Below are 26,695 nucleotides of genomic sequence, written 5' to 3' on the forward strand. Positions count from 1 at the left end.
CTTGGTAAAAATAGCTACTACAAGAAAGAATACTACTCCTTATTTGCCTTTACCCCCTTCACCCCAATAATTGTTACATCATCCGTTTGTGGATAATCTCGAATCCAGTCTTTAAAAACTTTTTGTAAATGTTTTTTTTGTTGATCTAAATTTAATTGTGCAGTTTCTTCCATTATAGAAAGGAATCTTTTTATTGTTAGCTTTTTATTTCGATCGCCACCAAACTGATCAGGGTATCCATCAGAAAATAAATATAAGGTTTGATTACTTAACAATTTCAGTGACTCAGTTTTATATGAGAAATCTTTTTCAAAAGGAACATCGCCAATGTGTTTAATCTGCCCTTTTATCACCTCAAGGTTTGAACTTCCTTTTTCGGTAATTATAAATCGACCACCTGCCAATGCGTATTCCACTTTATTGGAATGTTGATCAAAAACACATACAACCGCCTCCATTCCATCTTGCAATCGATTAGCACCATCTCTTGGGAGCACTTCTGCCAAACGAACATCTAATTGATTTAATATCTCACCAGGATCGAAAATCTTTGACTCCAACACGATTTGATTCAAAATATTAATTCCAAGCAAAGTCATAAAGGAACCAGGAACACCATGCCCTGTACAATCTGAGAGCACGAGAACAGTTTTATCTCCAACGTCTTTCAACCAGAAAAAATCTCCTGAAACAATATCTTTTGGTTGAAAGAATATACAATGTTCATCGAATAACCTTTCAAAATCAGAATGAAAAGGCAACATATTAAATTGTATTTTCTTGGCATAATTGATTGAAGAAGTAATGTCCTTATTTTGCTCTTTAATAATAGCATTGGCCTCTCTTGTACTTGTTATATCTCGGGCAAGACCTAAAAAACCAGTAACTACATTTTTTGCACCTGGCTTTTTCATTGGAGTTAGATTTAGACCAAGCCATTTCAATTCATTCGTAGCAGTTATAACTGGAAATTCTTGGTATCCTCCTTTTTTATTTTCTTTCAGATATTCATTAAAGAAGTCCTCCAGTTGATTTTTAAAAGCAGGTTTAACATACTTGAAAAAAGATGAGTTGATGAGCCCAACTTTTGATTGATCTAAAACTTCACAACATTTTTGATTTACAAAAGTAAAACGACCTTCTCTATCTGTTTGAAATATTAAATCATCGGCATTTCTTACAATTAATTCATAATAGTTTTCCAAGTTGATTTTTTCAGTCACATCTTGCCCCAAAATCACCCTTAACTCATCAGAAAACTGTTTACACGACCATTGATAATAGGCTACTTCACCTCCTTCTGTAATTAACGGGGTTACAAAAATTGCTCCCTCGCTAAAATTATTTTCCAGATCAACTTCACTGAAGCTTTTCATATCATTATAAGTCGGTTGATATTCTTTTAAGAATAGAATATTCTGTCCTTTCAACGATTTTTTCATCCCCAGCAATACCTCAATATTTTCACTTGAATAAGAAATAATTCCTTTTTTATCAAAAGCAATTACTAAGGCATTTCCTTTATTCACAACTCCCGAGGTAAAGATCAATTGTTCAAGAGAATTATTTCTTAAATAACTATTGTAAATCATCAGAAAAATGATCATAGCCATACCTATAAGGAATACATACCTATTAAAGACAGCTTCATCAACAAAAAAGATAATTGCTACACTTAGTATACCAAGCGCCAAACCAACAAAAACGGAGGACCGTAATTTCTCTAATGTATATGGCGCAATATAAGTAACTAAAATTAAAGCTAAAAAGTAGAAAGGATGAATATCCGAAATATAAACATAAGCTAAATTATATCCCAAAAGCAATAAAAAACCAAATGTCAGATAGAGTCTTGCATGATTCAATTTTTGATCTACAAAACGCAGAGTCAAATAAAGACCAAGTACAATCACACCTATAATAATCGCACTTAAATCATGAGACTCTATACTTTCATCTATTCGTGAAACGATAATATGTCCTAGCGTATTTGCAAAAGCTCCAAATGCCAGAATACTTTTTGCTACCGATCGATCTGCAACGACATCACGTGAAAGAATAATATTCTTTTTACTAAAATTACTTGACCTATCAAGAAAGAGAATGCTTAGCAATACAACAAGACCAGTGATCAGAATAATAAACCATCTATTTTTATAGAATGGGATATCGATATTAAAAGGTAGAGTTCTTGTTTCACTTATGCTCTCTCCCTCAATTGAAGACTTTACCTCAAAGACATAATTTCCTGCCATCAGATTATTATAAACAGCCTCTTTCTCAGGTGACCATTCAGACCAAACTGACAACTCTTCTTCTCCACCAAGTAAACGATATTTATAAGTTACAAAGCTTGATTTGGTGTTAACACTTTTAAATTCTATAAGCACACTATTATCCTCAGAGTCAATCAAAATCACTGAGTCTTCATCTATAAACCTTTCAATATTTTTATTCTTAAAAGAAGCTATGATTGGCTTGTTTAATCTGCGTTTTTTTTCAAAAAACTCTGGTCTAACTGTAACTAGACCACCAAGCGTTCCTAAATAAACAGAACCATCCTCATCATGATATGATGCTCTCATATGGGTTTCGTATCCGTAAAATCCGTTTTCCTTATTGTAAGTTTTACTTGAGAGTGGATTTCCTTCTGCTGAGATTTTGATCACCGTTACACCTTTATTACTACCCACAATTAAATCTCCAAACTCATCTGCATTCAAAGTATATATTAACAAAGAGGGTAGGTATTTTTCAGCAGTTATTTTAACGATTTCGTCTTCACTTTTAATTCCAAACAAACCATGATCCATACTAAACCAGATGGTACCGAATTTATCCATGGCCGTATTTCCTACATATCCTTTTACTGGATCTCCATTTTCAGGTGAGTAGAAATACTCTAATTTATTCGTAATAGGATCAAACTGTTTTATTCCTTTATTTGTAATAAAATACAAAATTGAGGAGTCTTGATTTAAAATAGCATCATTGTAAAAAATTCCGTTCCCTCCAACAGACTCTACTTCATTTGATTCCAAGTTCATTCTAGACAAACCTTTTCCTGACACAGAAAACCATAATGACTCGTAAGCATTCTTAATAAAACTTACACTCTTTCCTTCAAACAATGCTAAAGGCTCATACAATTCAAGTTCACCTTTCATAAGTTTATACACCCCTTTGTTTGTGGAAATAATATTCACACCATCTAGCACTGTCAATCCGCTAACAACAAGCTCTTTTAGATTTAGGTATTCATCCTCCTTCGATTCCTTTTCAATAAATGTTCCTTTACCTTTAGTAGAAATTAGCTTTTTTCCTTCATTCGTTTTTCCAACATAAACAATATGTGGTTCCTTATAGATCTCTGAACGATTTGAGAAGGTAAAAGGTTCTTGTGAAACACGATATACTCCGCTCACTGCAGATGTTACCCATATATCATTATTTCGATCGATTAGGATATCTGTAGGCTCTGTTATTTTAACGTCAGATTCTCTTGTAATTAATTTTAACTTTGAAGTCATGATATCATAAATCATGATGCGTCCTTGATTGGTCACAAAGGCAATAGAGCTATCTTTCAAATCCCACTTAACGACTTCTTCATTGGCTTTTAGAACGCTCTCATTATTGGTTTTTACTACAATATTTTCGCTACCCACATTATCAATTGGTACAGACAATGTTTTATAAAAATATTTATCGAGTATATAAAGACTATCATTCTTCTGATAAGCTGCCACAAAATTATTCACCGACAATTCATCAACACCTAGCCATTCATGGAGCCTCATAATAGAGTCATTCCGAATACAAAAATTTGAGTTAGAAGTAAAAATAAGCAGTTCGTCACCCAAGTCAGAACTCTCATAATATCTGAAATCACCTTCTTTTTTCACCCCCTTTTTACTATGAATAAGGACGCTATCCTTAAACATTTTTACTCCAGAAGTTTGCAACACAATATACCTCCCATTATGTATATTAATAGCCTTACTACCTCTTAATTTTGTCTCAAAAGGTACCGCAGAAAGTCCCTGACTATTCAAAGAGAAGATACTTCTAAATCGTGTAGAAAATAAAATATCATCCTTATGGAATGTTATATTATTGACATGGCGATTATTTCTACCTTGAATTTCAACTAAAGAATTAAAATCAGCTCCATCATACCGTAGTAATCCGGCTCCGTCTGTTCCAAACCAGATATAACCATCATTTGACTCTTCAACAGAGAGAATTGAAATCAAATTCATTCCCTCTTCGTGACTAAAATTCTTAAACGTATAATTTTGGGCTACAGCTAAAGAACAGCTTGCAACCAGAAAAGAAACATATAAAATCCATTTTAGCAGCCTCATAAAAAAGAAAAACTATCTTATAAAGCTACAAAAAATACTGATAGTATTGTAAAAGTTTTTAATTCGAGACTACTTTTATAGAATTTTGAACTTCACGAGCTACTGATTTGGCTTGATCTATTTCATCATTTGTAATGGTAATATGCCCCATTTTACGGTTTGGTTTTGTAGTTGGCTTTCCGTATAAATGTACATATACTCCTTTTCGAGATATTACATCTTCCATGCCTTGATAAACTGCTGGACCTTCGAACTTTTCATCACCCAACAAATTAATCATCACACCAGGAGTTATAATTGAAGTATCTCCTAAAGGGAGCCCTAATATTGCACGTAAATGTTGTTCAAACTGTGAAGTATAATTACACTCAATCGTATGATGTCCACTATTGTGCGTTCTTGGAGCCACCTCGTTAACCAAAAGCTCACCGTCTTTGGTCAAAAACAACTCTACAGCAAGTAACCCCACCATATCTAACTTTTCAATGACATCAACTGCCAAAACTGTTGCTTTTTCTTCAATAGACGGATCTATATTTGCTGGAGAAAAAAGGAATTCAACCAAGTTTAATTTTTCACTAAATTCACATTCAACGACTGGAAATGTTTGGACCTCTCCATGTTCATTTCTAGCAACGAGTACAGATAATTCTTTCTCAAAATCAACTTTTTCTTCGATTAAAGAAGGAGTGTCAAACGCTTTAGATGTAAAATCTGCAGTTGTATTTAAGGAAGTAACTCCTTTACCGTCATACCCTCCTTTTCTCATTTTTTGAATAAAAGGCAATTCATTTTCGTAATTACTTAGATTTTCCTTTTGATCGATTAAATGAAATGGAGCTGTTGGTATATTATTTTTTTTATAGAATTCTTTTTGAAGACCTTTGTCTTGAATCAATTTAAGAACTCTTGGTTGAGGAAAAACCTTAACACCCTCTTTCTCTAATTGCTCAAGCGCTTCAACATTGATGTGTTCGATTTCAACGGTGAGTACATCTTTATCTTTTCCAAAAGCAATCACATCGTCGTATGACTGAATATTTCCTTCTGTAAAATCATAAGCTAAAGTTCCACATGGCGCAGACTTTGACCTATCCATTGCATAAACATGAACATCAAAATTCATTGCAGACTGGATCATCATCCTACCGAGCTGTCCACCACCTAAAACACCTAACTTAAACGTATCACCGTACCATTTCTTAATCATCACTCTTCAATTTTCTAAAAATAAGTGCGAAGATACAGAAGGGAATTAAAGAATTTAAACTTTCGGTTAAAAAATTGCTTGTCAATTCATAAACACTTTACTTAAATAAACAATTATGCAGTTAGAGAACATTTTAAATCTTTAAAAATATTATCTTTGTAGAAAGTACAAATTAAGAAGAAGTGCAAATAGAAGATAAGAAATTCGAATTATATCTTTCTGAGGAAAGGATTCAGGAATCAATTAAGGAAGTAGCAAATCGAATAAACGAAGATTATAAAGGTGAGAAAATCATTTTTGTTGGAGTTTTAAATGGCGCATTTATGTTTGCTGCCGATTTAATGAAAAACATTGCACTTGATTGTGAGATATCTTTTGTTAAAGTTTCTTCTTATAAAGGAACGTCTAGCACAGGGCAAGTCCACGAGTTAATAGGATTAAGTACGGACATTAAAGATAAGCATGTTGTAATTTTGGAAGACATTGTTGATTCAGGATTAACTCTGAGTAAATTGTATTCTATGATTGATCATAATTCACCAACTTCTGTGGAGGTTGCAACACTTTTATACAAGCCTGACGCATTCAAAGGAAAATATCCACCTAAATATGTAGGAATTGAAATTCCGAATAAATTCATTGTTGGATATGGATTAGACTATCTAGAACAAGGTAGAAACACAAGAGACATTTACCAGATAACAGAATAAAACATATATGTTAAACTTAGTATTATTTGGGCCTCCAGGAGCTGGAAAAGGAACCCAATCAACAAAAATCATCAATAAATTTGGTTTAATCCATCTTTCAACTGGTGACATCTTTAGAGCCAATATTGGAAATCAAACAGAATTAGGAAAACTAGCCAAGTCATATATTGATAAAGGTCAGTTGGTACCAGATGAAGTAACGATCAACATGTTGAAATCTGAAGTTGAAAAAGCGGACAATCCAAAAGGATTTATTTTCGATGGATTTCCAAGAACTACACCACAAGCGGAGGCTTTGGATAAGTTCTTAGAGGAAAAAGGAACCAAGATTGCAGGAATGATTGCCTTGGAGGTACCAGAAGATGAATTAAAAGAAAGGTTACGTAAAAGAGCTATTGACTCTGGACGTACAGACGATGCGGATCCAAAAATCATTGCAAACAGAATTTCTGTTTACAACAGTGAAACAGCGCCTGTAAAAGATTTCTATAACAAACAAGATAAGCTTCACAACATTAATGGTTTAGGAGGAATTGAAGAAATTTCTAATGAAATCGTTAAAACAATTGATTCAATAAAAGACTAGTAATGGCTTCTGATAACTTCGTTGATTACGTAAAAATACATTGCCGATCTGGAAATGGTGGTGGAGGTTCTCGTCATATGAGAAGAGAACGACATGTACCAAAAGGTGGTCCTGATGGTGGTGATGGTGGTCGTGGTGGTCACGTAATCATCCGTGGAAACAAACAAATGTGGACATTACTGCATTTAAAATTTCACAAACACATCAAAGCTGAACACGGTAAGAATGGTTCTGGTCAACAAAAGACTGGAGCTGAAGGAGACGATGTTTATGTTGATGTACCTATTGGAACAATTGTTCGAGACGCTGAAACGAATGAGATTCTTTTTGAAATCGACGAAGATGGCCAAGAAAAAATCCTTAAAAGAGGTGGAAAAGGTGGACGTGGAAATACATATTTCAAAAGTTCTACTAATCAAGCCCCTGACTATGCACAACCCGGAGGGGATTGCGAAGAAGGATGGTCTATTTTAGAATTAAAGGTACTTGCTGATGTTGGTTTAGTAGGGTTCCCAAATGCAGGAAAAAGTACTCTACTCTCAGTATTAACTGCAGCAAAACCAGAAATAGCAAACTATCCATTTACAACCTTACGTCCAAATCTTGGAATCGTGAGCTACCGTGGAAGTCGCTCCTTTGTGATGGCAGATATTCCTGGTATTATTGAAGGAGCTCACGAAGGAAAAGGACTAGGATTAAGGTTCTTAAGACATATTGAACGTAACTCTCTCTTACTATTTATGGTACCGGCAGACAGTGATGATATTGCTAAAGAGTACGAAATATTAGTTAATGAGTTAAGACAGTACAATCCAGAACTACTCGATAAAGAAAGGCTATTAGCTATTACAAAGTCTGACATGTTAGATGACGAATTAAAAGCTGAAATAAAAGAAGAGTTACCAGATGTTCAATCATTATTTATCTCTTCAGTTGCTCAACAAAATCTTAATGAGTTAAAAGATCTAATCTGGAAAACATTAGCAAATGATTGAATGGCTTAAGGAAATTGAACAAACTGTTTTAATTGCGATTAATCAGTCACACACTCCTTTTTTGGATGAATTCATGTGGTTGGTGAGTGATAAGTTTATTTGGTTTCCTTTATACATTCTTCTATTTGTTTTAGTTTATGTAAAGTACTCCCTCAAACACGCATTGTGGTTCACCTTGTTTGGATTTGCTGCGGTGGGATTTGCAGATTTTACTGCCAACTTCGGCTTCAAACATACCATTATGAGATATCGCCCTTCTCACCATCTCACGTTGGGCGAGCAACTAAGGTTCTATGAAACAAGACCTGGAAATTTCTACAAAGGAGGACAATATGGTTTCATTTCGGGACACGCTACTAATTCATTCGTAATCGCGTGTATGTTTATACTTCAATTGAAGTCCAAATTTAAATATATTGCTCCTTTATTAATATTTTGGGCATTATTGGTGAGCTACAGCAGAATGTATCTGGGTGTCCACTATCCTTCAGATATTATTGGAGGTACAATTTGGGGCACATCAGTTGCTTTTGTCTTTCATTACTTTTATAGACGAACCATTCAAAATAGAACTTAAATTAAGCAACTGGAATTAGACGGTCAATTTCATTTTCAATTTCATTTCGCATTTCTGCAATTTTTGACACATCTGACTTTTCAAGCACATTCATCTTTTGATGTTTAGATTTAACCTTAAACCAATTGTAGGCAATAACACCAGATAATGGAATAACCGTCAGGTAATAAAGCATTGCTAAAGCTCCGTCCATACCCAAAAGCGATTTCATTAAAAAGATAATAGGTAAGTTATAAATACAAATAGCCACAAAACCAAGCAACATCTTCACACTTCCCCAAAAAACTCTTCTTTTAAAGGATTTCTCTACGAAGTTTTTAATAAAACGATAAGGTAAATAACAATGAATTAAGCCCAAAAGCATTACAGGGAATAAAGCAATAAGGTAGAAAAGATCTTGATTTTTCTTGCGTTGATCAGAAAGAACTTTATATAATGGTGTCTCTTCAACACCCTCTTCCTTTTGAAGATTAAAATACGCTTCTAACTTCGCTTTTAACTTCATCAATTCTTCATTATTTTCTACATCTACTTTATTAAACCAATCGGCTAATCTCTTCGCATAATTCCACCTTTTCAATAAAGGAATATTGAAATCACTATCATTTGCATTCATCCCTTTTCTAGTGATACGCATTACATTTTCATGAAAGGGTGCTACTTTTTCATTACGAACATCAACAATTTGATCTCGCATTTGAAGTTCCATTTTCAAAGTTAACTCATGAATAATTTTATTTGGATCTTTTTCATAATCTTTTCTGTAATCATTTAAACAAATCGGATCACCGTTAGAAATCACTAAATCACTACCCAATTGATTTGGATCTGCAAAGCTAGACCCCACAGCTTGAAGGTATATTTTTTTCTTCCAATCTATTTTTTCTAATGCAGTAAAACCAATTCTTACAGCACCTTTTTTAATCGGTTTCAATCTTCGAATAAAAACATTATCTGTAAATCCTTCAGAGAAAACTATAAGCCCTCGACCATTCTTTAAAATTGTAGCGCATTTATCGAAAACTTTTTCATTTTTCTTTTTTGTATCTACACCATCCTGTTGACGATATATTGGTAACATGTGTGCTGCCCAAAGTATCGGTTTTAAAAAAGGTTTAAAGACATCCGATCTTGTCATAAAGAATGTAATCGGTTTTTGACTTCCAACCACAGCTAGAGGATCCATAAATGAAGATGGATGATTACACATAAATATGGTTCTAGTAAATCGCTTTTGTGGAGCGTTTACAATTTTTTTTCTAGGATAATAAACCCAAAGGGTAAGTTTTAAAATGAATTTTGTAATGATATACAGTATCCTCATGACTTGATTATAACTTATAAACAAAAGCTACAAAATTAATCTTTTTAGGATATCATCAAATAAAAATGTACAAATGACAATAAAGGGAATTAAAAAGAAGAAACTAAAATTTTAATTTTAAAATATTCCCATTGTTGAACTCTTGGACAAATCGACCATCTAATTGATCAACTAAGGCAGATATCAAGGTTAAACTCACCTCATCACTTTCAAAATCTTCTGTAATATTTGAAAATTGAATATTTGAATTATCAGACAAACAAATACAGTATGCATAATCACCTTCTTGTTCTTTTGTTAAATTTAATTCTAAATGTACAGTTGTGTCTGAAGGTAAATGAGCGAACCAATAATAATACATTTCAGTAATATACAAACCTAAAGGAACAAGAACGTCAGCACCAAAATGTTCAAACTCGGCTTTAACGTCAATCTCAAAGTTATTGCCAGTCAAGGAGCTTTTCAAATAACTAATCAAATCATATAAATACGAATTGATATTCACAAGATTCACCTCAATTGATTTATAAACATTTTTATAAATTAATGCCATCGCTTGAACACGATTATGAACTTCTTTAAGCGAACTAATTGATTCTGATTTTTCTTGAGCTAAATACAATCGAAGAATACTCGAAATAATTTGAAGATTATTGGTTACTCGGTGATTCACCTCTTGAATTAAAGACTCTTGACGTTCATGTTGATACTTCAAGGTAGAGTATTGCTCGGATAAGGTATCTATTGCAATATCTAAATCTGAACTTTTCTTCTGAATTACAATCTCTAACTTTTCCTTAACAGCTTCAAGCTCCTTTGTCTCTTGAATTTTCACCAATGCACCAACAGCAATGGAGGTAATAACTTCCAATATTTTCTGATGATGAACTTTGTAAAAATATTTTTCTGGATGCTCACTAGTAATTACAGCATACACCACATTATTAATTTTTACTGGTACCACAAGTTCAGAACCCGCTTGAACAATATCCAAAAGATAATTACTACTTTTTGTTACATCATCAACCAACAGTGTCTCTCCTGTCTGAGCCACAGTTCCTGCATGTCCCTGACCAAAATCTAATTCAATAGAATTTGAAACTCCAAGTGACGAATATTTTGAAGAACCTAAAGATGCAACTTGTTTTAATCTCTTTTGTGAATTATCAACCTTATATATCACACAATCCAGAAAATCCATCTGGCGCGCAACTTCATTGGCTAATATTTTGAAAATTTCTACTTCTGATTTTGCCGAAATAATATCTTGACTGAATTGATGAATTACATCAATAAACAAAGTAATCTTAACAGGATCCTCCTCCTTATCAACGCTATTTAATAAATCAATCGACATGTAGTACTTGTAATTAAATGAGCAAGTTATGAATTAATTACGAAGTAATATCAAAACAATATGGATTCTGAATAAACTTTTCGACCAATACCCAAAAACTTCCGTTAAACACCAGCTATTTTTTAGCTAAATTAACTTTATAGGCTAAAAAAGGTTATAATTATAATGAGATAATACTACTTCTCCTTAGCTTTTAAAAGAACAAGAAATTCTATTACTGGTGGAATTAATAGAAATAAAGACCCCCATCTTGTAACGGAAAAAACCCAATCTCCTTCTACAGAAAAAAGAGGTAATGGAATTATTATCGCAATTATACCTATATAATATAACCAATTGTACCACGGCATTACTTTCTGTAAATATCGTTTAACGAATTGGATCGCAAGATAAACAATAACCGCAACAAGGATGGCTGTTGGTAAATTACGAAGATCTGCAATTTGATCAGCACTCACATAATAAAAGAACACGTAAATTGCTGAAATCATAAGAAAGATCAACATTAAAAAATTTAATCCGCGTTTGAGTTTACTTTTCATAATTAGAAATTGTTTCTATACAAAGTTAATCGAATCTAAAAGATTTCAAAGTGTGCATCCTTTCATCTCCATTTAAAGACTAATATTTTATTCTTATTTTGCGCCTAAAAACTTAATAAAATGCGACTTTTAGCTCCTTTCTTTTTGATTATTTCCATCTTCTATTCCTCAATATTTAATGCACAAGAAACTAATTCTACCAAAGACAGTATCATGGTACGTAAAGTTTTTGATGAGGCCTTAGAAAAAGGAAGAGCGTATGACGATTTAAGAGGTTTATGTAAAGATATTGGGGCAAGACTTTCTGGATCAGTGAGTGCAGAAATGGCGGTTCTATGGGGGTATGACAAATTAAAAAGTTATGATTTTGACACCGTTTACTTGCAAGAAGTAATGGTTCCACATTGGGAAAGAGGCACAAGAGAAAATGGATATTATATAACATCAGATGGTAAGATAACCAAAGTAAATCTTTTGGCGCTTGGTGGTTCTGTTCCAACCAATGGAACAATGACAGGTGAAATGATCATGTTTAAAAATCGTGATGCATTATTAAAAGCAGACAAAAAAGATATTGAAGGTAAAATTGTATTTATCGCTCAACCAATGGATCAAAAAATGATTACCACTTTCAGAGCGTATGGAGCTTGTTATCCGATCAGAGGTTATGGCGCAATAGGCGCTGCAAAACTTGGTGCAAAAGCTGTAATTATTCGTTCTTTAAGTTTGAGTGAACATGAACATCCGCATACAGGAACAATGCATTATGAAGAAGGCTTAAATAAAATACCGGCTGCTGCTATTTCCACAGAAGACGCGACTCAACTTGAAGCTTTTATGCAAGAAAGCAACAGTACAGTCACTTTTCATTTTGAAATGGATTGTAAAGTTTTGCCAGATAAAAAATCCCACAATGTAATTGCTGAAATTAAAGGAAGTGAAAATCCAAACAATATCATCACAATTGGAGGGCATTTAGATTCTTGGGATGTAGGTGAAGGCGCACATGATGATGGTGCGGGAATTGTTCACTCCATGGAAGCTGTGCGTATTTTAAAAGCATTGAATTATCAGCCTAAAAACACTTTACGAGTTGTTTTCTTTATGAATGAAGAAAATGGAAATATGGGTGGAAAAACTTATGCCAAAAAAGTGAAAGCAAAAGGAGAAAATCACATCTTAGCAATTGAAAGCGATCGTGGTGGCTTTAGTCCACGCGGTTTTGCTGTAGATGGAAATACCCAGCACCTTGAATTAGTTCGCTCATTTAAAAGTTTATTTAAACCTTATTTAATTCATTATTTTGAACCTGGATTTGGTGGTGTTGATATTGGTCCTTTAAAAAACGAATTTGAAAATATTGGATTAATCGGACTTGTCCCAGATAGTCAACGTTATTTTGATTTTCACCACAATGCAAATGATGTCTTCGAGAATGTAAACAAACGAGAATTGCACTTAGGTGCTGGGAGTTTGAGTGCGTTGTTGTATTTGTTGGATAGGTATTGGTAGAGGTGGTTTGTGTAGGGGCGATTTGCTAATCGCCCCTACACAATCACCCTCGAAATATCACCATTCTCCACCTTCAATAAACTCGGTGTATTATTCGTATACAACGCTCCAGTTCCCAAACCTTGCGGCAGCGTAATTTCATAGGTACTTGTAAATTGTGCAATGGCATCTAAGCCAACATTGGATTCTAAAGCACTGGTAATCCACCATGGAATATTTCTTTCTTCAGCCAGTTCTATCCATTCTTTTGTTCCTTTGAAACCTCCAATTAGACTTGGTTTTAGAATAATATATTGTGGTTGAATATCGTCTAGAAGTTGTTTTTTGTCTTCGTAATTATGAACCCCGATTAATTCTTCATCTAAAGCAATCGGTAGAATATTTTTTACACAAAGTTGGTGCATTGCTGCTATCTGACCTTGACGAATCGGTTGTTCTATGGAATGTAATTCAAATTGAGATAGTCTTTTTAATTTTTCTGGTGCGTCCTCTGGAGAAAAAGCGCCGTTCGCATCTACTCTTAAAGTGATTTCTTTTGCAGAAACTTGTTTTCGAATTCCAGCTAAAATATCCAATTCCTTTTCAAAATCAATAGCACCAATTTTCATCTTGATACAAGAAAAACCTTCTTTTAGTTTATCTTCAATCTGAGATTTCATAAAATCTTCATCGCCCATCCATATCAATCCATTGATTGGCAAAGATTGATTTCCTTTGGTGAATTCTGTATCATAAAAAACGCCCTTTCCTCCATTTTTAAGATCCAAAAGTGCCATTTCCAATCCAAAGAAAATAGAAGGAAAGTCTTTAATCTCATCCGGATTCGTTGAGAAATAATCAACATCTTTTATTACCGAATTAACCTTCGATTCGTATAATTCATCATTTTCATAATCGGGTGAAAGTCCAGGAATAATACTACACTCTCCTACTCCTTTAATTTCAGGATTATGTTTATTCCATACTGTTATGAACCAAGCTTTTTTCTCAGTCAAAATACCACGACTGGTTCCGCTTGGACGTTTAAATTCAAATATTTTCTTTTCGAAACTGGCTTTTAAACTCATAAAAACGACGATATTAAAAATAGGATGGAAATAAAAAAGGTAGACAAGGCTACTTTCTTTAATTCAGGATCTAAACTTTGGGGAATTTTAGTTTGCCAAACTGTTGCAAGGTGCTTGATTAACAATACAAAAGGCAACAAGCTTAACATACTGAACCACCACTCATTTAACCAAAAACTAATCACAAACCCTACAAATGATCCAATGATTAATAAAGTATGGTAAATTTTAGCTGTATTGAATCCCATCGAAACAACGAGTGTGATTTTATTTACTGCTTTATCATTTTCATGGTCTCGCATATTGTTTAAATTTAATACTGCAACGCTCAACAATCCAACGCCTATAGCCAATCCAACCATACTATAATCAAATTGTTTGGTGTACAAACTAAAAACACCAAGTACACCAACCAATCCAAAGAAAATAAAGACCATCACGTCTCCCATTCCATTATAACCGTATGCTTTTTTCCCGACAGTATAAGTAATTGCTGCTAATATACACAACATGGCCAAAACAACATAGGTCCATAAAACAGAAGCAGGCATTTGAGCGGTTCCAATTATAATGAGCGGAATTGCAGTCAATAAAGAACAAATTGCCATAATAATTGTCCCAATAATCATTTCTTTTTGAGAGATTGCTCCAGATTGAATAGCACGCTTTGGTCCTACCCTATGTTCGTTATCAGCACCTTTATAACTGTCCCCTAAGTCATTTGCGAAATTCGACAAGACTTGTAAAAACAAAGTTGTTAGCATTGCTAGGGAAAAGATTGTTGCATCCCAAAAACCATATTGATAAGCAGCGAAGCTTCCAACAATAATCCCAGAAAGAGATAATGGCAAAGTTCTTAATCGCGCGGCTTGAATCCAGCTTTTTAATTTCATAATACAAAAATCATAAAATATCTGGTATTTACACGGGGATTAGGTTTAAAGTTATCAAGAGAGTATCTCAGAGAAAAAAAAGAATTTTCAATTATTTCACCTCAAAACTCTATACTCTTGCTCAATACTGTTATCACCTGCGGTACTTGAATTTTACACAGAGGGAAAAAAGATAATTTTCACAGAGGTACACAGAGTAAAAAAAGGTAAATTATGTGGAGAAAAAAAAATATAACTGATTGATTTTTAAAGACAATAAAGAAAACACTATATTTATATTAAAAACAAAAACGGTGATTGACAATAAAGTAACATCAGAAATAATTGGGGGCGCAATCGAGGTTCATAAAGCACTTGGACTAGGACTTCTTGAATCAGCATATAACGAATGTTTAGCCTATGAATTGGAATTAAGAGGCCTAAATGTCCAATGTGAAATAGCTTTACCGATAATTTATAAAGAAGTCGTTATTGACCATGGTTACAGAATTGATTTATTAGTGGAGAACAAAATTGTTATTGAGCTAAAAGCAGTTGAAAAATTTACCGATGTACATACCGCTCAAATTCTAACATGTATGAAATTAGGCGGATATGATTTAGGTCTATTGATCAATTTTAATGAAAAACTATTAAAAAATGGAATAAAAAGATTTGTGTTCTAAGAGTAAAACCATCAACCCAAACAACTCCGTGGTACTCTGTGACTCCTCCCTAAAACCTACGTGTAAAACCAAACTCAATTTCCACGAAGTTAGAATTCTCTTGGTAATTCATAATTAATAATCAACAAACTTCTTATACATTTGTTAAACATTAGAACAAACAAATTGAGATGTCAGAGATTGTAAATAAAATAAAGCAAAGTGGTTTAATTCAAATGGATTTAGCGGACTTTAAACCAAAAGAAGAAATTGAACTTTTTGATTTAAAAGAAAATTTATGGCAAGGAATTGCGCTTAAGGAAAAGGATTTTCGTGCTTTTATTAAGGAAAACGATTGGACAAAATATCAAGGAAAAGTGATTGGTGTTTATTGTTCTGTTGATGCAATTATTCCTACTTGGGCTTTCATGCTCGTGATTTCAAAGTTACAAGAACATGGTGTCATAGCTTTTGTCGGCGATCAAGATGAAGTTGAAAAACAATTGATATTGGCCAATATTTCTGCAATTGACTTAAATGAATATACCGACGGAAGATTAATCATTAAAGGTTGTTCTGATGTTGCACACCCAGCATTTGCCATGACAGAATTAGTAAAAAAATTACAGCCTGTCGTAAAAAGCATAATGTACGGAGAGCCTTGTTCTACTGTCCCTGTATATAAAAAAAAGAAATCTTTGTAAGAAAAAACCAAATCCTGCGTTATGTTTGCTTTTAATTGCAATCATTTATTAGAAATAAACTCATGCAATTAAAATCTACACAAGCCTTGTTTTTGACATTTTCTTCTCAAAGCTTATCCTTTCCCCACTGAATTAAATAATTGGGGCACTTCAAATAGTAACGGCCGTATGTCGATACAATATGTCAACCAAACACCTCTTACATTCTCATAAAAAACCTATCTTTGTAAAGTGTCAGAAAGGTTAAAAAAACTCAACGAGAAAATCAAAACGCTGCCCGATAAGCCGGGAATTTATCAGTATTTCGATGAATCTGGAAAGATCATTTATATTGGTAAAGCAAAGAATTTAAAGAAGCGTGTTAATTCCTATTTCACAAAGAATCATGACACTGCGAAAACAAGAATTTTAGTTCGCAAAATCCATGATATGCATTACATCGTGGTCGATAATGAAACTGATGCATTATTACTGGAAAACAACCTGATAAAAAAATATTTACCCAAATACAATATCGCATTAAAGGACGATAAAACTTATCCTTGGATTTGTATCAAAAACGAAAGGTTCCCTAGGGTTTTTACAACACGTAGAGTAATAAAAGACGGTTCAAAATATTTCGGACCTTATCCTTCTGTTTATGTGGTGAACACTTTGTTGGATTTAATGCGTGAATTGTATCCTTTACGCAATTGTAATTATGACTTAAATCAGGAGAAAATTGATGCTGGAAAATATAAAGTGTGTCTTGAATATCATATCGGTAATTGCAAGGCGCCATGTGTTGGGAAAGAAAAAGAAGCCGATTACAATGAATACATCAATCAAATTGAACACATTGTAAAAGGGAATATTGCTTCAGTGATTCGCATGCTAAAAACAAAGATGACCGAATCCGCTGAGCGCTTTGCTTTTGAAGAGGCAGAAGAATTCAAACAGAAAATTAACGCTTTAGAGAAATACAGAGCTAAGTCAACTGTTGTTTCTCCAACTATCCATCAAGTAGATGTTATCGCCTTAGAGCGATCTGAAAACAGGGCTTTCGTTAATTATTTGGTCATCAATAATGGTACAATCATTAATGGATTTACAGTTGAAGTAAAACAAAAATTAGATGAAACAGACGAAGAAATACTTTCATTTGTTTTATTGAATATGCGGGAAAAATTCAATAGTCAGTCTAAAGAAATTCTGATTGAAAACGCTGATAAATATAAAATTGAAGGGTTAACATTCTTCACGCCACAAAGAGGAGACAAAAAACATTTATTAGATCTTTCAAAACGTAACGCGAAGTATTTTAAACTTCAACAGCAAAAACAGGAGACTCTAAAAAATCCAGAAATTAAAACGGAGCGTATATTAAAAACCATTCAAAAGGATTTCAGATTAAAAGAAATGCCTTATCATATGGAATGTTTCGACAACTCAAATATTCAAGGAACAAATCCTGTTTCGGCGTGCGTAGTTTTTAAAAACGGAAAACCAAGCAAGAAAGATTATCGTCATTTCAATATCAAAACCGTTGAGGGTCCTGATGATTTTGAGTCCATGCGGGAAGCGCTTTATCGCCGTTATAAAAGAATGCTTGAAGAAGGCCAAGACTTACCACAATTGGTCATAGTCGATGGTGGAAAAGGTCAATTAAGCGCAGGACTAGATGCCTTAGAGAAACTTGGATTGCGTGGAAAACTTCCAATTGTGGGAATCGCTAAACGTTTAGAAGAAATATTTTTCCCTGGGGATAGTTTACCTTTATATATAGACAAGAAAAGTGAAAGTTTAAAGGTGATTCAACACATGCGAAATGAAGCGCACAGATTTGGAATTGAACATCACCGAAACCGACGCAGTAAAGGAGCCTTGGTTTCAGAATTAATTCAAATCAAAGGAATTGGAGATAAAACGCAAGAAGAATTAATGAAGCATTTTAAAACTGTTTCAAAAATTAAAGCGGCAAGCGAAAAAGAATTGGTTGAGGTTGTTGGTTTAGCAAAAGCGAAGATTTTGAGAAATTACTTTTCTGAAACTTTGGAGAAATAATTTTATTAAGATTTGAAGACAAAATAATTATTTAAAACAAAATAAAATGCAAGTACTATTCATCGATACAGTTCACCCAATTTTAGAAGAACGATTAACAGAAAAGGGGGGGGCTTGCATAGATGGGACTTCTTGGTCTAGAGATAAATGTATAGATGCCCTTCCACAAATGGATGGCATTGTTATTCGTTCTCGTTTTCCTATGAATGAAGATTTCCTAAAACATGGAACACAATTAAAGTTCATTGCAAGAAGTGGAGCTGGAATGGAAAATATTGATTTAGAATATACCAAGCAACACAACATTCAATGTTTTAATGCTCCTGAAGGAAACAGAAATGCAGTTGGTGAACATGCACTTGGAATGTTACTTTCTTTATTTAATAATCTTAACAAAGGAGATAAAGAAGTCCGTCAAGGAATTTGGGATCGTGAAGAAAATCGTGGAATTGAACTCGATGGAAAAACTGTTGGAATTATTGGATTTGGAAATAACGGAGGAGCATTTGCCAAGAAATTAGCTGGTTTTGATGTAAAAGTTTTGGCTTACGATAAATACAAAGAGAATTACGGAAATCAATATGCCCAAGCTGAAACTATGGAAGAAATTTATAAGGAAGCTGATGTAATTTCATTTCACATTCCACAGAACGAAGAAACGATGTTTTTGGCTGACGACGAGTTTTTTAACGCTTTTAAAAATCCAATTTATGTGATCAATTTAGCTAGAGGTAAGATTGTTCGTACTTCTGCCCTACTTAAAGGAATAAATTCGGGTAAAATCTTAGGAGCTTGTTTAGACGTATTAGAATATGAAAGTACCTCGTTTGAAAAGACAATTTCGGGAGATGAACATCCTGAGTTTAATGCGCTTTTAAAATCAGATAAAGTTCTATTCTCTCCACACGTTGGTGGATGGACGGTAGAAAGTTATTTTAAGTTGAGTAATGTTTTGGCAGATAAGGTTTTGGATTTTTTCAAATTATAACATTTCATTAGCAGAATTAAATGAGAGTTTTGAGGCATAATTATACTCAAAACTCTTTCGATTTTTAATTGTACAGAATTTAATGTACAAAACTATTACTCCAAATTCCGCATCACAATCCTCACAGTTTGCCTCGTCTTCTGTTCCATCAAGATTTCACGTCCATGAGTTACACGATCAATTGTTGCCTGGTCATAATGACGAATCGTTACTAATTCAAGGTTGTTATTATAACGAACTTCATATTCATCTTGTAACATTCCAACCAAACGATTAAGTCCGAAATTATCAATATCTAAACACACTGAAAAACTCACTGCAGAGTTCTGCATCACGTTTATGTGTCCTCCAGACAAGGCTAGTTTTTTAATAATATCGCTTAAGTTTTCTTCAACGACAAAAGAAAAATCCTTTGGTGTTATGGACAATAAAACTTGATTGATTTTAAAAATAAAAGAAGGAATTAAATCATCGTGTTCGGTAGAATCTTGAATTATCGAACCTTCAGAATTTGGGTCGAGGAATGACTTAATTAGAAGTGGAATATTTTTATTTTGTAATGGCTTTATTGTTTTTGGGTGAATTACAGAAGCACCGTAATAGGCGAGTTCGATGGCTTCTTTAAATGAAATTTTGTCAAGTTTCACTGTGTTTTCAAACCATTTTGGGTCGGCATTGAGCATTCCTGGAACATCTTTCCATATAGTTACACTTTCGGCATTCGTACAATAGGCGATAATTCCAGCTGTAAAATCTGAACCTTCTCTCCCCAAAGTAGTAGTAAAACCTTCTTTAGTATGACCTAAAAAACCTTGCGTAATTAAAATTCGAGCGTTATTTGATGCCAATTCAAAATCAAGTAATTCTTGTGTTTTTACCCAATCGACTTCTGCCTGTCGGTAATGATCATCAGTTCGAATAAATGTTCGAGCATCCATCCAAGCAACATTCTCATCACAAATAGAAAGGTAAGCGGCTATAATTTTGGTTGATAAAATTTCTCCTAGTGACACTATTTGGTCATACTGGAAATTGTAATTTTCAACTAATCGTTGAGACTTCAAGGCAAGTAAATTTTCAAAAATGTCATTTACTTCGTTAAAAATCGAATGATTTTGATCTTCGAAAAGATCAAGCATTATCTCTAAATGAAATTCTTTTCGGTCTTTAACCAATCGATCAAAAATGGTATAATTTTTATCATAAAGCGCCTTCACAATTCCTTCCATCGCATTGGTCGTTTTCCCCATTGCAGAAATCACCACAAACAATTGTTCTTGACCAGATTGACTCAAAATAGTTTTCACATTTCGAACTGCTTTAGCTGTTTTAACAGATGCTCCACCAAATTTAAATACTTTCATGCCTTTAGATTTTCATTGCGAAAATAATCTTATTATATTAGACCCTTCAATCTTCTAGAACAAAAATAAAATTAGAAGAACTAAAACCAAAATGGAAGACTTAGAGCAGCCCCAAAGTACAGAACTAATTTCATCATTCAATGAGAGTGATTTCGCGAAAGAAGTTTTTTCCCAATTAACAAAAGAATTCGGTAAAGTTGGAATCCTAATAGAATTTAACGAGGATGATTTAGCAACATTTGAAGCATTCAAAGAAAGGCTATCAGAGGAGCTTGATTTGATTATGCGTAGCTCTTCTAACAGGGTTGACCAACTTTTCTATTTGGCTGACATTCCAGAAAGCAAAGTCAAAACGGCAATTCAAGACGCGGAAAATCCCGTTGATGAATTAGCAAAAATGCTATTGGTAAGAGCTGCTGAAAAAGTGAATTTTAAAAGAAAATACAAACTGGGATTATTGTGAATTTAAACACTCAAAACAAATTCGTATTATTTGATGTAATAACTGTAATAAAATTTTAAATTTGCTATTCCAGATAATGTTTAAAAATAACATGGACAAAGTATCATATATAGGCAACGCCGACGTTAATGCAATTGACGAACTGTACAACACGTACCGAAAAGACCCTAATAGTGTAGACGAAGGGTGGAGAAAATTTTTTGAAGGATTTGAATTTGGTCAAACCAACTATGAAGAAGGTGGTGAAGTACCAGAAAATTTCCAGAAAGAATTTAAAGTAATAAACTTAATAGAAGCCTACCGTACGCGTGGTCATCTTTTTACACAAACGAATCCAGTTCGTGAAAGAAGACAATACGCACCGGATCTTTCTATCGAAAACTTCGATTTATCTGAAGGTGATTTGGACACTGTTTTTCAAGCCGGTTCAAGAATTGGATTAGGTCCAGCAACACTGAAAGATATTGTGGCACATATGAAAAGTGCTTACTGCGAAAGTATCGGTTTAGAATTCCACTACATCAGAAATCCAAAGCGTAAGCAATGGTTTATGGATGAATTAGAGTTGGATAATCGACCAAAATTCACAGGGGATGACAAAAAGAAAATTTTCAGAAAACTAAGTGAAGCAACTTTATTTGAACAATTCTTACAAAAGAAATATGTTGGTCAAAAGCGTTTCTCAGTAGAAGGAAGTGAATCTTTAATTTCTGGTTTAGAGTTAATGATTCGAAGAGGTGCTGACCTAAACGTTAAAGAATTTGTTGTTGGAATGGCACACCGAGGTCGATTGAATACTTTGGTGAATATTTTTGACAAAGATTTAACTGAGTTGTTTGGAGAGATCGAAGGAAAAGAATTCGATGATGCTGACACTTTTGACGGTGATGTAAAATACCATTTAGGATTAACGCGTAACGTTAAAGTTAAGGATAAGGAAATGCAACTTACACTTGCTCCAAACCCTTCTCACCTTGAGGCCGTAGGTCCGGTTGTAGAAGGAATTACAAGAGCTAAAGTGGATGATTATTTAGAATCAGAAAACGAAGTTGTTCCAATTATCATTCATGGTGATGCTGCCATTGCTGCACAAGGTGTGGTGTATGAAGTAATTCAAATGTCTGAATTGGATGGTTACCAAACTGGAGGTACAATTCATATTGTTGTAAACAACCAAGTTGGATTTACCACAAATTATAAAGATGGTCGATCAAGTACATACTGTACGGATATTGCTAAAACTACTTTAAGTCCAGTTTTCCACGTAAATGGAGACGATGTTGAAGCAGTTGCACAAACATTTTTAATTGCTTTAGAATACAGACAGAAATTCAATAAGGATATCTTTATTGATTTACTATCCTATAGAAAATATGGTCATAACGAAGGTGATGAACCGAAATTTACGCAACCAAAACTTTACAATAAGATTTCTAAACACCCTAACCCAAGAGAGATTTACAAATCTCAATTGATCGAAGAAGGTGTTATTGATGAAGCTTACGATAAAAAGATTAAAGAGGAATTAACAGGAAAGCTCGACTCAAAATACGAAGCTTCTAAAAAAGAAGATAAGGTAAGTGTTACCAACTTCTTAGACGACAGCTCTACTGATTTTGAATCAGCAACAGAAGAAGATTTCCAAAAAGTAATTGACACAAAATTCCCTAAAGAAAAGTTAGTTGAACTTGGTAAAAAGTTAGCTACACTTCCTGAAGGTAAACAAGTATTTAGAAAAGTACTTAAGTTGTTTAAAGATCGTCTGAAGATGATTGAAAACGACAAATTGGATTGGGGAATGGCAGAAATGCTAGCCTATGCAACATTATTAGTTGAAGGACACCCTGTTCGAGTTTCTGGTCAAGATGTTGAACGTGGAACATTCTCTCACCGTCATGCTGTTGTAAAAACAGAGGATGAAGAAGAGGAAATTATTACGCTTAATCTACTTGAAAAAGACCAAGCAGAAATGTCGATTTACAACTCACTACTTTCTGAGTATGGAGTTTTAGGTTACGAATACGGATATTCAATTGCACAACCAAACGGTTTAACAATTTGGGAAGCCCAATTTGGCGACTTTATGAATGGTGCACAAATTATGATTGACCAATTCATTAGTGCTGGTGAAGACAAATGGAATGTTCAGTCAGGTTTGGTTATGCTACTTCCTCATGGATATGAAGGTCAAGGAGCAGAGCATTCTTCAGGAAGAATGGAACGATATTTACAAAGTTGTGGGGATTTAAACATGCAAGTGATTAATCCAACGACTCCAGCAAATAACTTCCATGCATTGCGTAGACAATTAAAAAGAAACTTTAGAAAACCATTAATAGTATTTTCTCCAAAAATGTTGTTACGTTACTCAAAAGCAGTTTCAACAATTGATGATTTAGCAACAGGTAGTTTCCAAGAAGTAATTGATGATCCACGTAACATTCATGATACAGCTACAAACGTAGTTTTATGTTCAGGAAAAGCTTATTACGACTTCCTTGCTGAGGCAGAAAAAAGAGAAATTACGGATATGGCTTTTGTTAGAGTTGAACAACTTTATCCTTTACCTCAGAAACAAATAGATGATATTTTAGCAAAATATAAGAAAACAGAAAATATCATTTGGGGACAAGAAGAGCCAGAAAACATGGGTGCATGGACCTTTATGGCAATGAATTTAAGACACATTGATTTGAAATGTGTTTCACGTAGAGCTTCTGCTGCACCAGCTGCTGGAGCAAAAGAAATTCATCTAAGAAGGTTAAAAGAATTACACGATAACTTATTTCAATATGCGGCTGTAGCTGCAAAATAAAATTTTAAGAACAGATGTCAGTTTTAGAAATGAAAGTACCAAGTCCAGGAGAGTCTATTTCCGAAGTAGAAATCGCTGAATGGCTTGTCTCTGATGGAGACTATGTAGAAAAAGATCAAACAATTGCAGAAGTAGATTCTGACAAAGCAACTTTAGAACTTCCTGCAGAAGCAGCGGGTAAAATCACGCTTAAAGCTGAAGAAGGAGACACTGTTGAAGTTGGTCAAGTGGTTTGTTTAATCGACACTTCAGCTGAAGCACCAGAGAAAAAAGAAGAACCAAAAGAGGAGAAAAAGGAAGCTCCTGCTAAAGAAGTTAAGGAAGAGAAAAAAGAAAAAAAGAAAGAGGAGGCAAAACCAGCTGCTAAAGATTCTTACGCTTCAGGAACAGCTTCTCCTGCTGCTTCTAAAATAATGAAAGAAAATAACGTTTCATCTAACCAAGTATCTGGTACAGGTAAAGATGGACGTATCACAAAGCAAGATGTTGTTAGTGCAATGGCTGCAGGATTTGATACAGAATCTACTTCAGGATGGGGTGGAACACGCGAAAAGAATCCTAAGAAAATGTCAATGCTACGTCGTAAAGTTGCTGAACGTTTGGTTGCTGTAAAAAGCGAAACTGCAATGTTGACTACTTTTAACGAAGTAGACATGAAGCCAATTATGGACTTAAGAAAGCAATACAAGAAATCGTTCTCTGAGCACCATGAAGTGAATTTAGGATTTATGTCTTTCTTCACAAAAGCGGTTACAGAAGCGTTAAATTTATACCCAGCTGTTAATGCACAAATCGACGGTAAGAACATGATTATGCATGATTATGCAGATATCGGAATTGCTGTTTCTTCTCCAAAAGGATTAATGGTACCAGTTGTGCGTAATGCAGAGCAAATGTCATTAGCTGAAATCGAAAAGGAAATCAAAAGATTAGCAATTAAGGCACGTGATGGAAAAATTACACCAGACGAAATGACTGGAGGTACATTTACGATTACTAATGGAGGTGTTTTTGGTTCGATGATGTCTACGCCAATCATCAACCCACCACAATCAGCTATTCTTGGAATGCACAACATCGTTGAACGTCCAATGGCCATTGATGGTAAAGTTGAAATTCGTCCGATGATGTATTTAGCACTTTCGTATGACCACCGTATTATTGATGGTAAAGAATCAGTTAGTTTCTTAGTGAAAGTGAAAGAAATGTTGGAAAATCCAGAAAGAATGATTTTTGGAGGAAAAGATCCTTATCAAGTATTGTTAGGACTGTAATTTCCAAAACCATAAAATTATATAAAAGGAATATCGAAAGATGTTCCTTTTTTTTGTTTATTTAAATTTAGAAAAAAAAAAAAAACAGTTCTGAGTTTTAGAATTCAATTTTGGAATCCAGTAATCGATTTAATCTACTCCCTCTAACCATTCATTCATATACTCTATAAACTTCTTTTGATCGTCTTCAGGGTAATCATTAAAAAAGGATGTGTAATAGTTCCAATTTAATTTATGTGTTTGCATATTTTCAACCAGAAGTTTTCGAGAGTGCAAAATACCAACTAATATTTTCTCTTTAAATAATAACACTATTCTGAATCCTGGAGAGGGATCATCAACAACATTCTCATAGTTATAATAAGTATTTAAACCTTTAAAATCTACCGCATCATCCATCAATTGAAATGTATGGATAAAAGGCTTCCAGTCATTATAATTTCTACTTTTTGAATCTAAGTATTCGGTCAAAACAGTTTCTATGACAGATTCAGGTTTAATGTTGGATTCATAGGTGTATCCATAAAGCATAGCATACACATCTTCTTTTCCTCTCCCAGTACTAACATAATGACCTTTCAGAATTTTACCAATTGTATCATTACTAGAAAGAATTGGTCGATTTGTAGTTAATGAATCTAAATCATATTCATCTTCATTTAAATCAAAATAAACTACGAGCTCATGCCAACCGTTATTCGACTTCGAAGATACATCTACTAGGACATTATCATATAATTCAAATAACACATCTCCATTTGGCTTATCTCGAATATTTGCTGGACCATCAATTCTTTCTCCCATCATTAATTCATCTTCATTTTGTGAAGCTTCTTCTAGTACATCAGATTCGCTAACATTTATATCAGTCAAGACATGATAATTTTCATTTTGATTAGAATTACAAGAAAGAATGATAGAAAGTAACGGAAGTGTTGTTAGGAGTTTCATTGATTTATGAATTAAAATATAATATAAAGTTAAAACTTTTGGCTTTATAAAAACATTAGTGGAATTCAATATTCTCGAATATATAGTTTAGTGATAAACTGGATTTAAAATCATAATATACTACAAACAGATTGAATCGAATAAATAACCTACCCATCGATTGACGGACAGTATCATCAACGCAAATAAAAAAAGTATATAAAACAAAAAACCTCACACAAATGAATGTATGAGGTTTTTAAAAAGTGGCGTCGACTTACTCTCCCACCCTTAAAAGGGCAGTACCATCAGCGCAAGCAGTCTTAACTT

21 protein-coding genes are annotated in these 26,695 nt (G+C 33.8%); 12 read left to right on the top strand and 9 right to left on the bottom strand.

Features of this window, described 5'->3' with window-relative positions; genetic code table 11:
- Positions 1 to 32 precede the first annotated feature (32 nt).
- Together DXU93_RS08640 and DXU93_RS08645 are read right to left on the bottom strand one after the other, a co-directional pair.
- Positions 33 to 4,367: a SpoIIE family protein phosphatase gene (locus DXU93_RS08640; RefSeq protein WP_116880878.1), complete on the bottom strand. Its 4,335-nt coding sequence runs from the start codon at positions 4,365 to 4,367 to the stop codon at positions 33 to 35.
- A 58-nt stretch (positions 4,368 to 4,425) separates the two neighbouring features.
- A complete protein-coding gene (locus tag DXU93_RS08645) occupies positions 4,426 to 5,577 on the bottom strand; it encodes a 5-(carboxyamino)imidazole ribonucleotide synthase (protein WP_116880879.1) in 1,152 nt (383 codons plus the stop codon).
- Between the two features lie 182 nt (positions 5,578 to 5,759).
- Between DXU93_RS08645 and hpt the strand changes: the two genes are divergently transcribed.
- Genes hpt through DXU93_RS08665 form a run of 4 tightly spaced genes read left to right on the top strand, consistent with a single transcriptional unit; the run spans position 5,760 to position 8,445 of the window.
- Complete coding sequence (hpt, locus tag DXU93_RS15325) at positions 5,760 to 6,287, top strand: hypoxanthine phosphoribosyltransferase (RefSeq protein WP_116880880.1); 528 nt, start codon at positions 5,760 to 5,762, stop codon at positions 6,285 to 6,287.
- A gap of 7 nt (positions 6,288 to 6,294) precedes the next feature.
- Positions 6,295 to 6,873, top strand: coding sequence for an adenylate kinase (locus DXU93_RS15330; protein WP_116880881.1), 579 nt, complete (start codon positions 6,295 to 6,297; stop codon positions 6,871 to 6,873).
- A 2-nt stretch (positions 6,874 to 6,875) separates the two neighbouring features.
- On the top strand, positions 6,876 to 7,868 hold the full coding sequence (gene obgE, locus DXU93_RS08660) for a GTPase ObgE (protein ID WP_116880882.1): 993 nt from the start codon (positions 6,876 to 6,878) through the stop codon (positions 7,866 to 7,868).
- Positions 7,861 to 8,445, top strand: coding sequence for a phosphatase PAP2 family protein (locus DXU93_RS08665; protein WP_116880883.1), 585 nt, complete (start codon positions 7,861 to 7,863; stop codon positions 8,443 to 8,445). The genes obgE and DXU93_RS08665 overlap by 8 nt, the downstream gene beginning before the upstream one ends.
- 1 nt (position 8,446) lies before the next feature.
- Here DXU93_RS08665 and DXU93_RS08670 read toward each other — a convergent pair whose 3' ends face one another.
- From DXU93_RS08670 to DXU93_RS08680, 3 genes are all read right to left on the bottom strand, one after another.
- The gene (locus DXU93_RS08670) at positions 8,447 to 9,769 is read right to left on the bottom strand and encodes a 1-acyl-sn-glycerol-3-phosphate acyltransferase (protein ID WP_116880884.1); all 1,323 of its coding nucleotides are present in this window, start codon (positions 9,767 to 9,769) and stop codon (positions 8,447 to 8,449) included.
- A gap of 103 nt (positions 9,770 to 9,872) precedes the next feature.
- Positions 9,873 to 11,126 (bottom strand): histidine kinase dimerization/phosphoacceptor domain -containing protein, encoded by a 1,254-nt coding sequence (locus tag DXU93_RS08675; protein ID WP_116880885.1) that lies wholly within the window; start codon positions 11,124 to 11,126, stop codon positions 9,873 to 9,875.
- 176 nt (positions 11,127 to 11,302) lie between these two features.
- Positions 11,303 to 11,668, bottom strand: coding sequence for a hypothetical protein (locus tag DXU93_RS08680; protein WP_116880886.1), 366 nt, complete (start codon positions 11,666 to 11,668; stop codon positions 11,303 to 11,305).
- A gap of 120 nt (positions 11,669 to 11,788) precedes the next feature.
- On the opposite strand from DXU93_RS08680, the gene DXU93_RS08685 reads away from it, so the two are divergent.
- Positions 11,789 to 13,180 carry a M20/M25/M40 family metallo-hydrolase gene (locus tag DXU93_RS08685; protein ID WP_116880887.1) on the top strand — a complete coding sequence of 464 codons (1,392 nt, stop codon included), beginning with the start codon at positions 11,789 to 11,791 and terminating at the stop codon, positions 13,178 to 13,180.
- Between the two features lie 35 nt (positions 13,181 to 13,215).
- Here DXU93_RS08685 and DXU93_RS08690 read toward each other — a convergent pair whose 3' ends face one another.
- Together DXU93_RS08690 and menA are read right to left on the bottom strand one after the other, a co-directional pair.
- Entirely contained in the window at positions 13,216 to 14,247 is a 1,032-nt protein-coding gene (locus DXU93_RS08690; protein WP_116880888.1) for an o-succinylbenzoate synthase, read from the bottom strand.
- Positions 14,244 to 15,140: a 1,4-dihydroxy-2-naphthoate octaprenyltransferase gene (gene menA / locus DXU93_RS08695; RefSeq protein ID WP_317126915.1), complete on the bottom strand. Its 897-nt coding sequence runs from the start codon at positions 15,138 to 15,140 to the stop codon at positions 14,244 to 14,246. The genes DXU93_RS08690 and menA overlap by 4 nt, the downstream gene beginning before the upstream one ends.
- A 239-nt stretch (positions 15,141 to 15,379) precedes the next feature.
- Here menA and DXU93_RS08700 point away from each other — a divergent pair, with 239 nt between their 5' ends.
- From DXU93_RS08700 to DXU93_RS08715, 4 genes are all read left to right on the top strand, one after another.
- Positions 15,380 to 15,805, top strand: coding sequence for a GxxExxY protein (locus DXU93_RS08700; RefSeq protein ID WP_317126916.1), 426 nt, complete (start codon positions 15,380 to 15,382; stop codon positions 15,803 to 15,805).
- 170 nt (positions 15,806 to 15,975) lie between these two features.
- On the top strand, positions 15,976 to 16,488 hold the full coding sequence (locus DXU93_RS08705; RefSeq protein ID WP_116880890.1) for a DUF2480 family protein: 513 nt from the start codon (positions 15,976 to 15,978) through the stop codon (positions 16,486 to 16,488).
- A 231-nt stretch (positions 16,489 to 16,719) separates the two neighbouring features.
- The gene (gene uvrC, locus DXU93_RS08710; RefSeq protein ID WP_116880891.1) at positions 16,720 to 18,531 is read left to right on the top strand and encodes an excinuclease ABC subunit UvrC; all 1,812 of its coding nucleotides are present in this window, start codon (positions 16,720 to 16,722) and stop codon (positions 18,529 to 18,531) included.
- Between the two features lie 46 nt (positions 18,532 to 18,577).
- Positions 18,578 to 19,519: an NAD(P)-dependent oxidoreductase gene (locus DXU93_RS08715; protein ID WP_116880892.1), complete on the top strand. Its 942-nt coding sequence runs from the start codon at positions 18,578 to 18,580 to the stop codon at positions 19,517 to 19,519.
- A 95-nt stretch (positions 19,520 to 19,614) separates the two neighbouring features.
- Here DXU93_RS08715 and DXU93_RS08720 read toward each other — a convergent pair whose 3' ends face one another.
- The gene (locus DXU93_RS08720; RefSeq protein WP_116880893.1) at positions 19,615 to 20,883 is read right to left on the bottom strand and encodes an aspartate kinase; all 1,269 of its coding nucleotides are present in this window, start codon (positions 20,881 to 20,883) and stop codon (positions 19,615 to 19,617) included.
- 91 nt (positions 20,884 to 20,974) lie between these two features.
- On the opposite strand from DXU93_RS08720, the gene DXU93_RS08725 reads away from it, so the two are divergent.
- From DXU93_RS08725 to odhB, 3 genes are all read left to right on the top strand, one after another.
- Complete coding sequence (locus DXU93_RS08725; RefSeq protein ID WP_116880894.1) at positions 20,975 to 21,346, top strand: hypothetical protein; 372 nt, start codon at positions 20,975 to 20,977, stop codon at positions 21,344 to 21,346.
- Positions 21,347 to 21,437: 91 nt separating this feature from the next.
- A complete protein-coding gene (locus tag DXU93_RS08730) occupies positions 21,438 to 24,161 on the top strand; it encodes a 2-oxoglutarate dehydrogenase E1 component (protein WP_116880905.1) in 2,724 nt (907 codons plus the stop codon).
- 14 nt (positions 24,162 to 24,175) lie between these two features.
- Entirely contained in the window at positions 24,176 to 25,435 is a 1,260-nt protein-coding gene (gene odhB / locus DXU93_RS08735) for a 2-oxoglutarate dehydrogenase complex dihydrolipoyllysine-residue succinyltransferase (RefSeq protein WP_116880895.1), read from the top strand.
- 129 nt (positions 25,436 to 25,564) lie between these two features.
- Here odhB and DXU93_RS08740 read toward each other — a convergent pair whose 3' ends face one another.
- Complete coding sequence (locus DXU93_RS08740; protein ID WP_116880896.1) at positions 25,565 to 26,386, bottom strand: hypothetical protein; 822 nt, start codon at positions 26,384 to 26,386, stop codon at positions 25,565 to 25,567.
- Positions 26,387 to 26,695: the final 309 nt, after the last annotated feature.

This window comes from Brumimicrobium aurantiacum (genome assembly GCF_003402975.1).
GTDB classification, from domain to species: Bacteria; Bacteroidota; Bacteroidia; order Flavobacteriales_D; family Crocinitomicaceae; genus Brumimicrobium; species Brumimicrobium aurantiacum.

What these genes read in the sequence shown, in the direction of transcription:
- DXU93_RS08715 (WP_116880892.1), top strand. Translation starts at nt 18,578, where the DNA reads ATGCAAGTACTATTCATCGATACAGTTCACCCAATTTTAGAAGAACGA.
- DXU93_RS08705 (WP_116880890.1), top strand. Translation starts at nt 15,976, where the DNA reads ATGTCAGAGATTGTAAATAAAATAAAGCAAAGTGGTTTAATTCAAATG.
- DXU93_RS08730 (WP_116880905.1), top strand. Translation starts at nt 21,438, where the DNA reads ATGGACAAAGTATCATATATAGGCAACGCCGACGTTAATGCAATTGAC.
- menA (WP_317126915.1), bottom strand. Translation starts at nt 15,140, where the DNA reads ATGAAATTAAAAAGCTGGATTCAAGCCGCGCGATTAAGAACTTTGCCA.
- DXU93_RS08670 (WP_116880884.1), bottom strand. Translation starts at nt 9,769, where the DNA reads ATGAGGATACTGTATATCATTACAAAATTCATTTTAAAACTTACCCTT.
- DXU93_RS15330 (WP_116880881.1), top strand. Translation starts at nt 6,295, where the DNA reads ATGTTAAACTTAGTATTATTTGGGCCTCCAGGAGCTGGAAAAGGAACC.
- DXU93_RS08665 (WP_116880883.1), top strand. Translation starts at nt 7,861, where the DNA reads ATGATTGAATGGCTTAAGGAAATTGAACAAACTGTTTTAATTGCGATT.
- odhB (WP_116880895.1), top strand. Translation starts at nt 24,176, where the DNA reads ATGTCAGTTTTAGAAATGAAAGTACCAAGTCCAGGAGAGTCTATTTCC.
- DXU93_RS08725 (WP_116880894.1), top strand. Translation starts at nt 20,975, where the DNA reads ATGGAAGACTTAGAGCAGCCCCAAAGTACAGAACTAATTTCATCATTC.
- DXU93_RS08690 (WP_116880888.1), bottom strand. Translation starts at nt 14,247, where the DNA reads ATGAGTTTAAAAGCCAGTTTCGAAAAGAAAATATTTGAATTTAAACGT.
- DXU93_RS08740 (WP_116880896.1), bottom strand. Translation starts at nt 26,386, where the DNA reads ATGAAACTCCTAACAACACTTCCGTTACTTTCTATCATTCTTTCTTGT.
- DXU93_RS08685 (WP_116880887.1), top strand. Translation starts at nt 11,789, where the DNA reads ATGCGACTTTTAGCTCCTTTCTTTTTGATTATTTCCATCTTCTATTCC.
- DXU93_RS08680 (WP_116880886.1), bottom strand. Translation starts at nt 11,668, where the DNA reads ATGAAAAGTAAACTCAAACGCGGATTAAATTTTTTAATGTTGATCTTT.
- DXU93_RS08640 (WP_116880878.1), bottom strand. Translation starts at nt 4,367, where the DNA reads ATGAGGCTGCTAAAATGGATTTTATATGTTTCTTTTCTGGTTGCAAGC.
- obgE (WP_116880882.1), top strand. Translation starts at nt 6,876, where the DNA reads ATGGCTTCTGATAACTTCGTTGATTACGTAAAAATACATTGCCGATCT.
- DXU93_RS08720 (WP_116880893.1), bottom strand. Translation starts at nt 20,883, where the DNA reads ATGAAAGTATTTAAATTTGGTGGAGCATCTGTTAAAACAGCTAAAGCA.
- DXU93_RS08675 (WP_116880885.1), bottom strand. Translation starts at nt 11,126, where the DNA reads ATGTCGATTGATTTATTAAATAGCGTTGATAAGGAGGAGGATCCTGTT.
- DXU93_RS08645 (WP_116880879.1), bottom strand. Translation starts at nt 5,577, where the DNA reads ATGATTAAGAAATGGTACGGTGATACGTTTAAGTTAGGTGTTTTAGGT.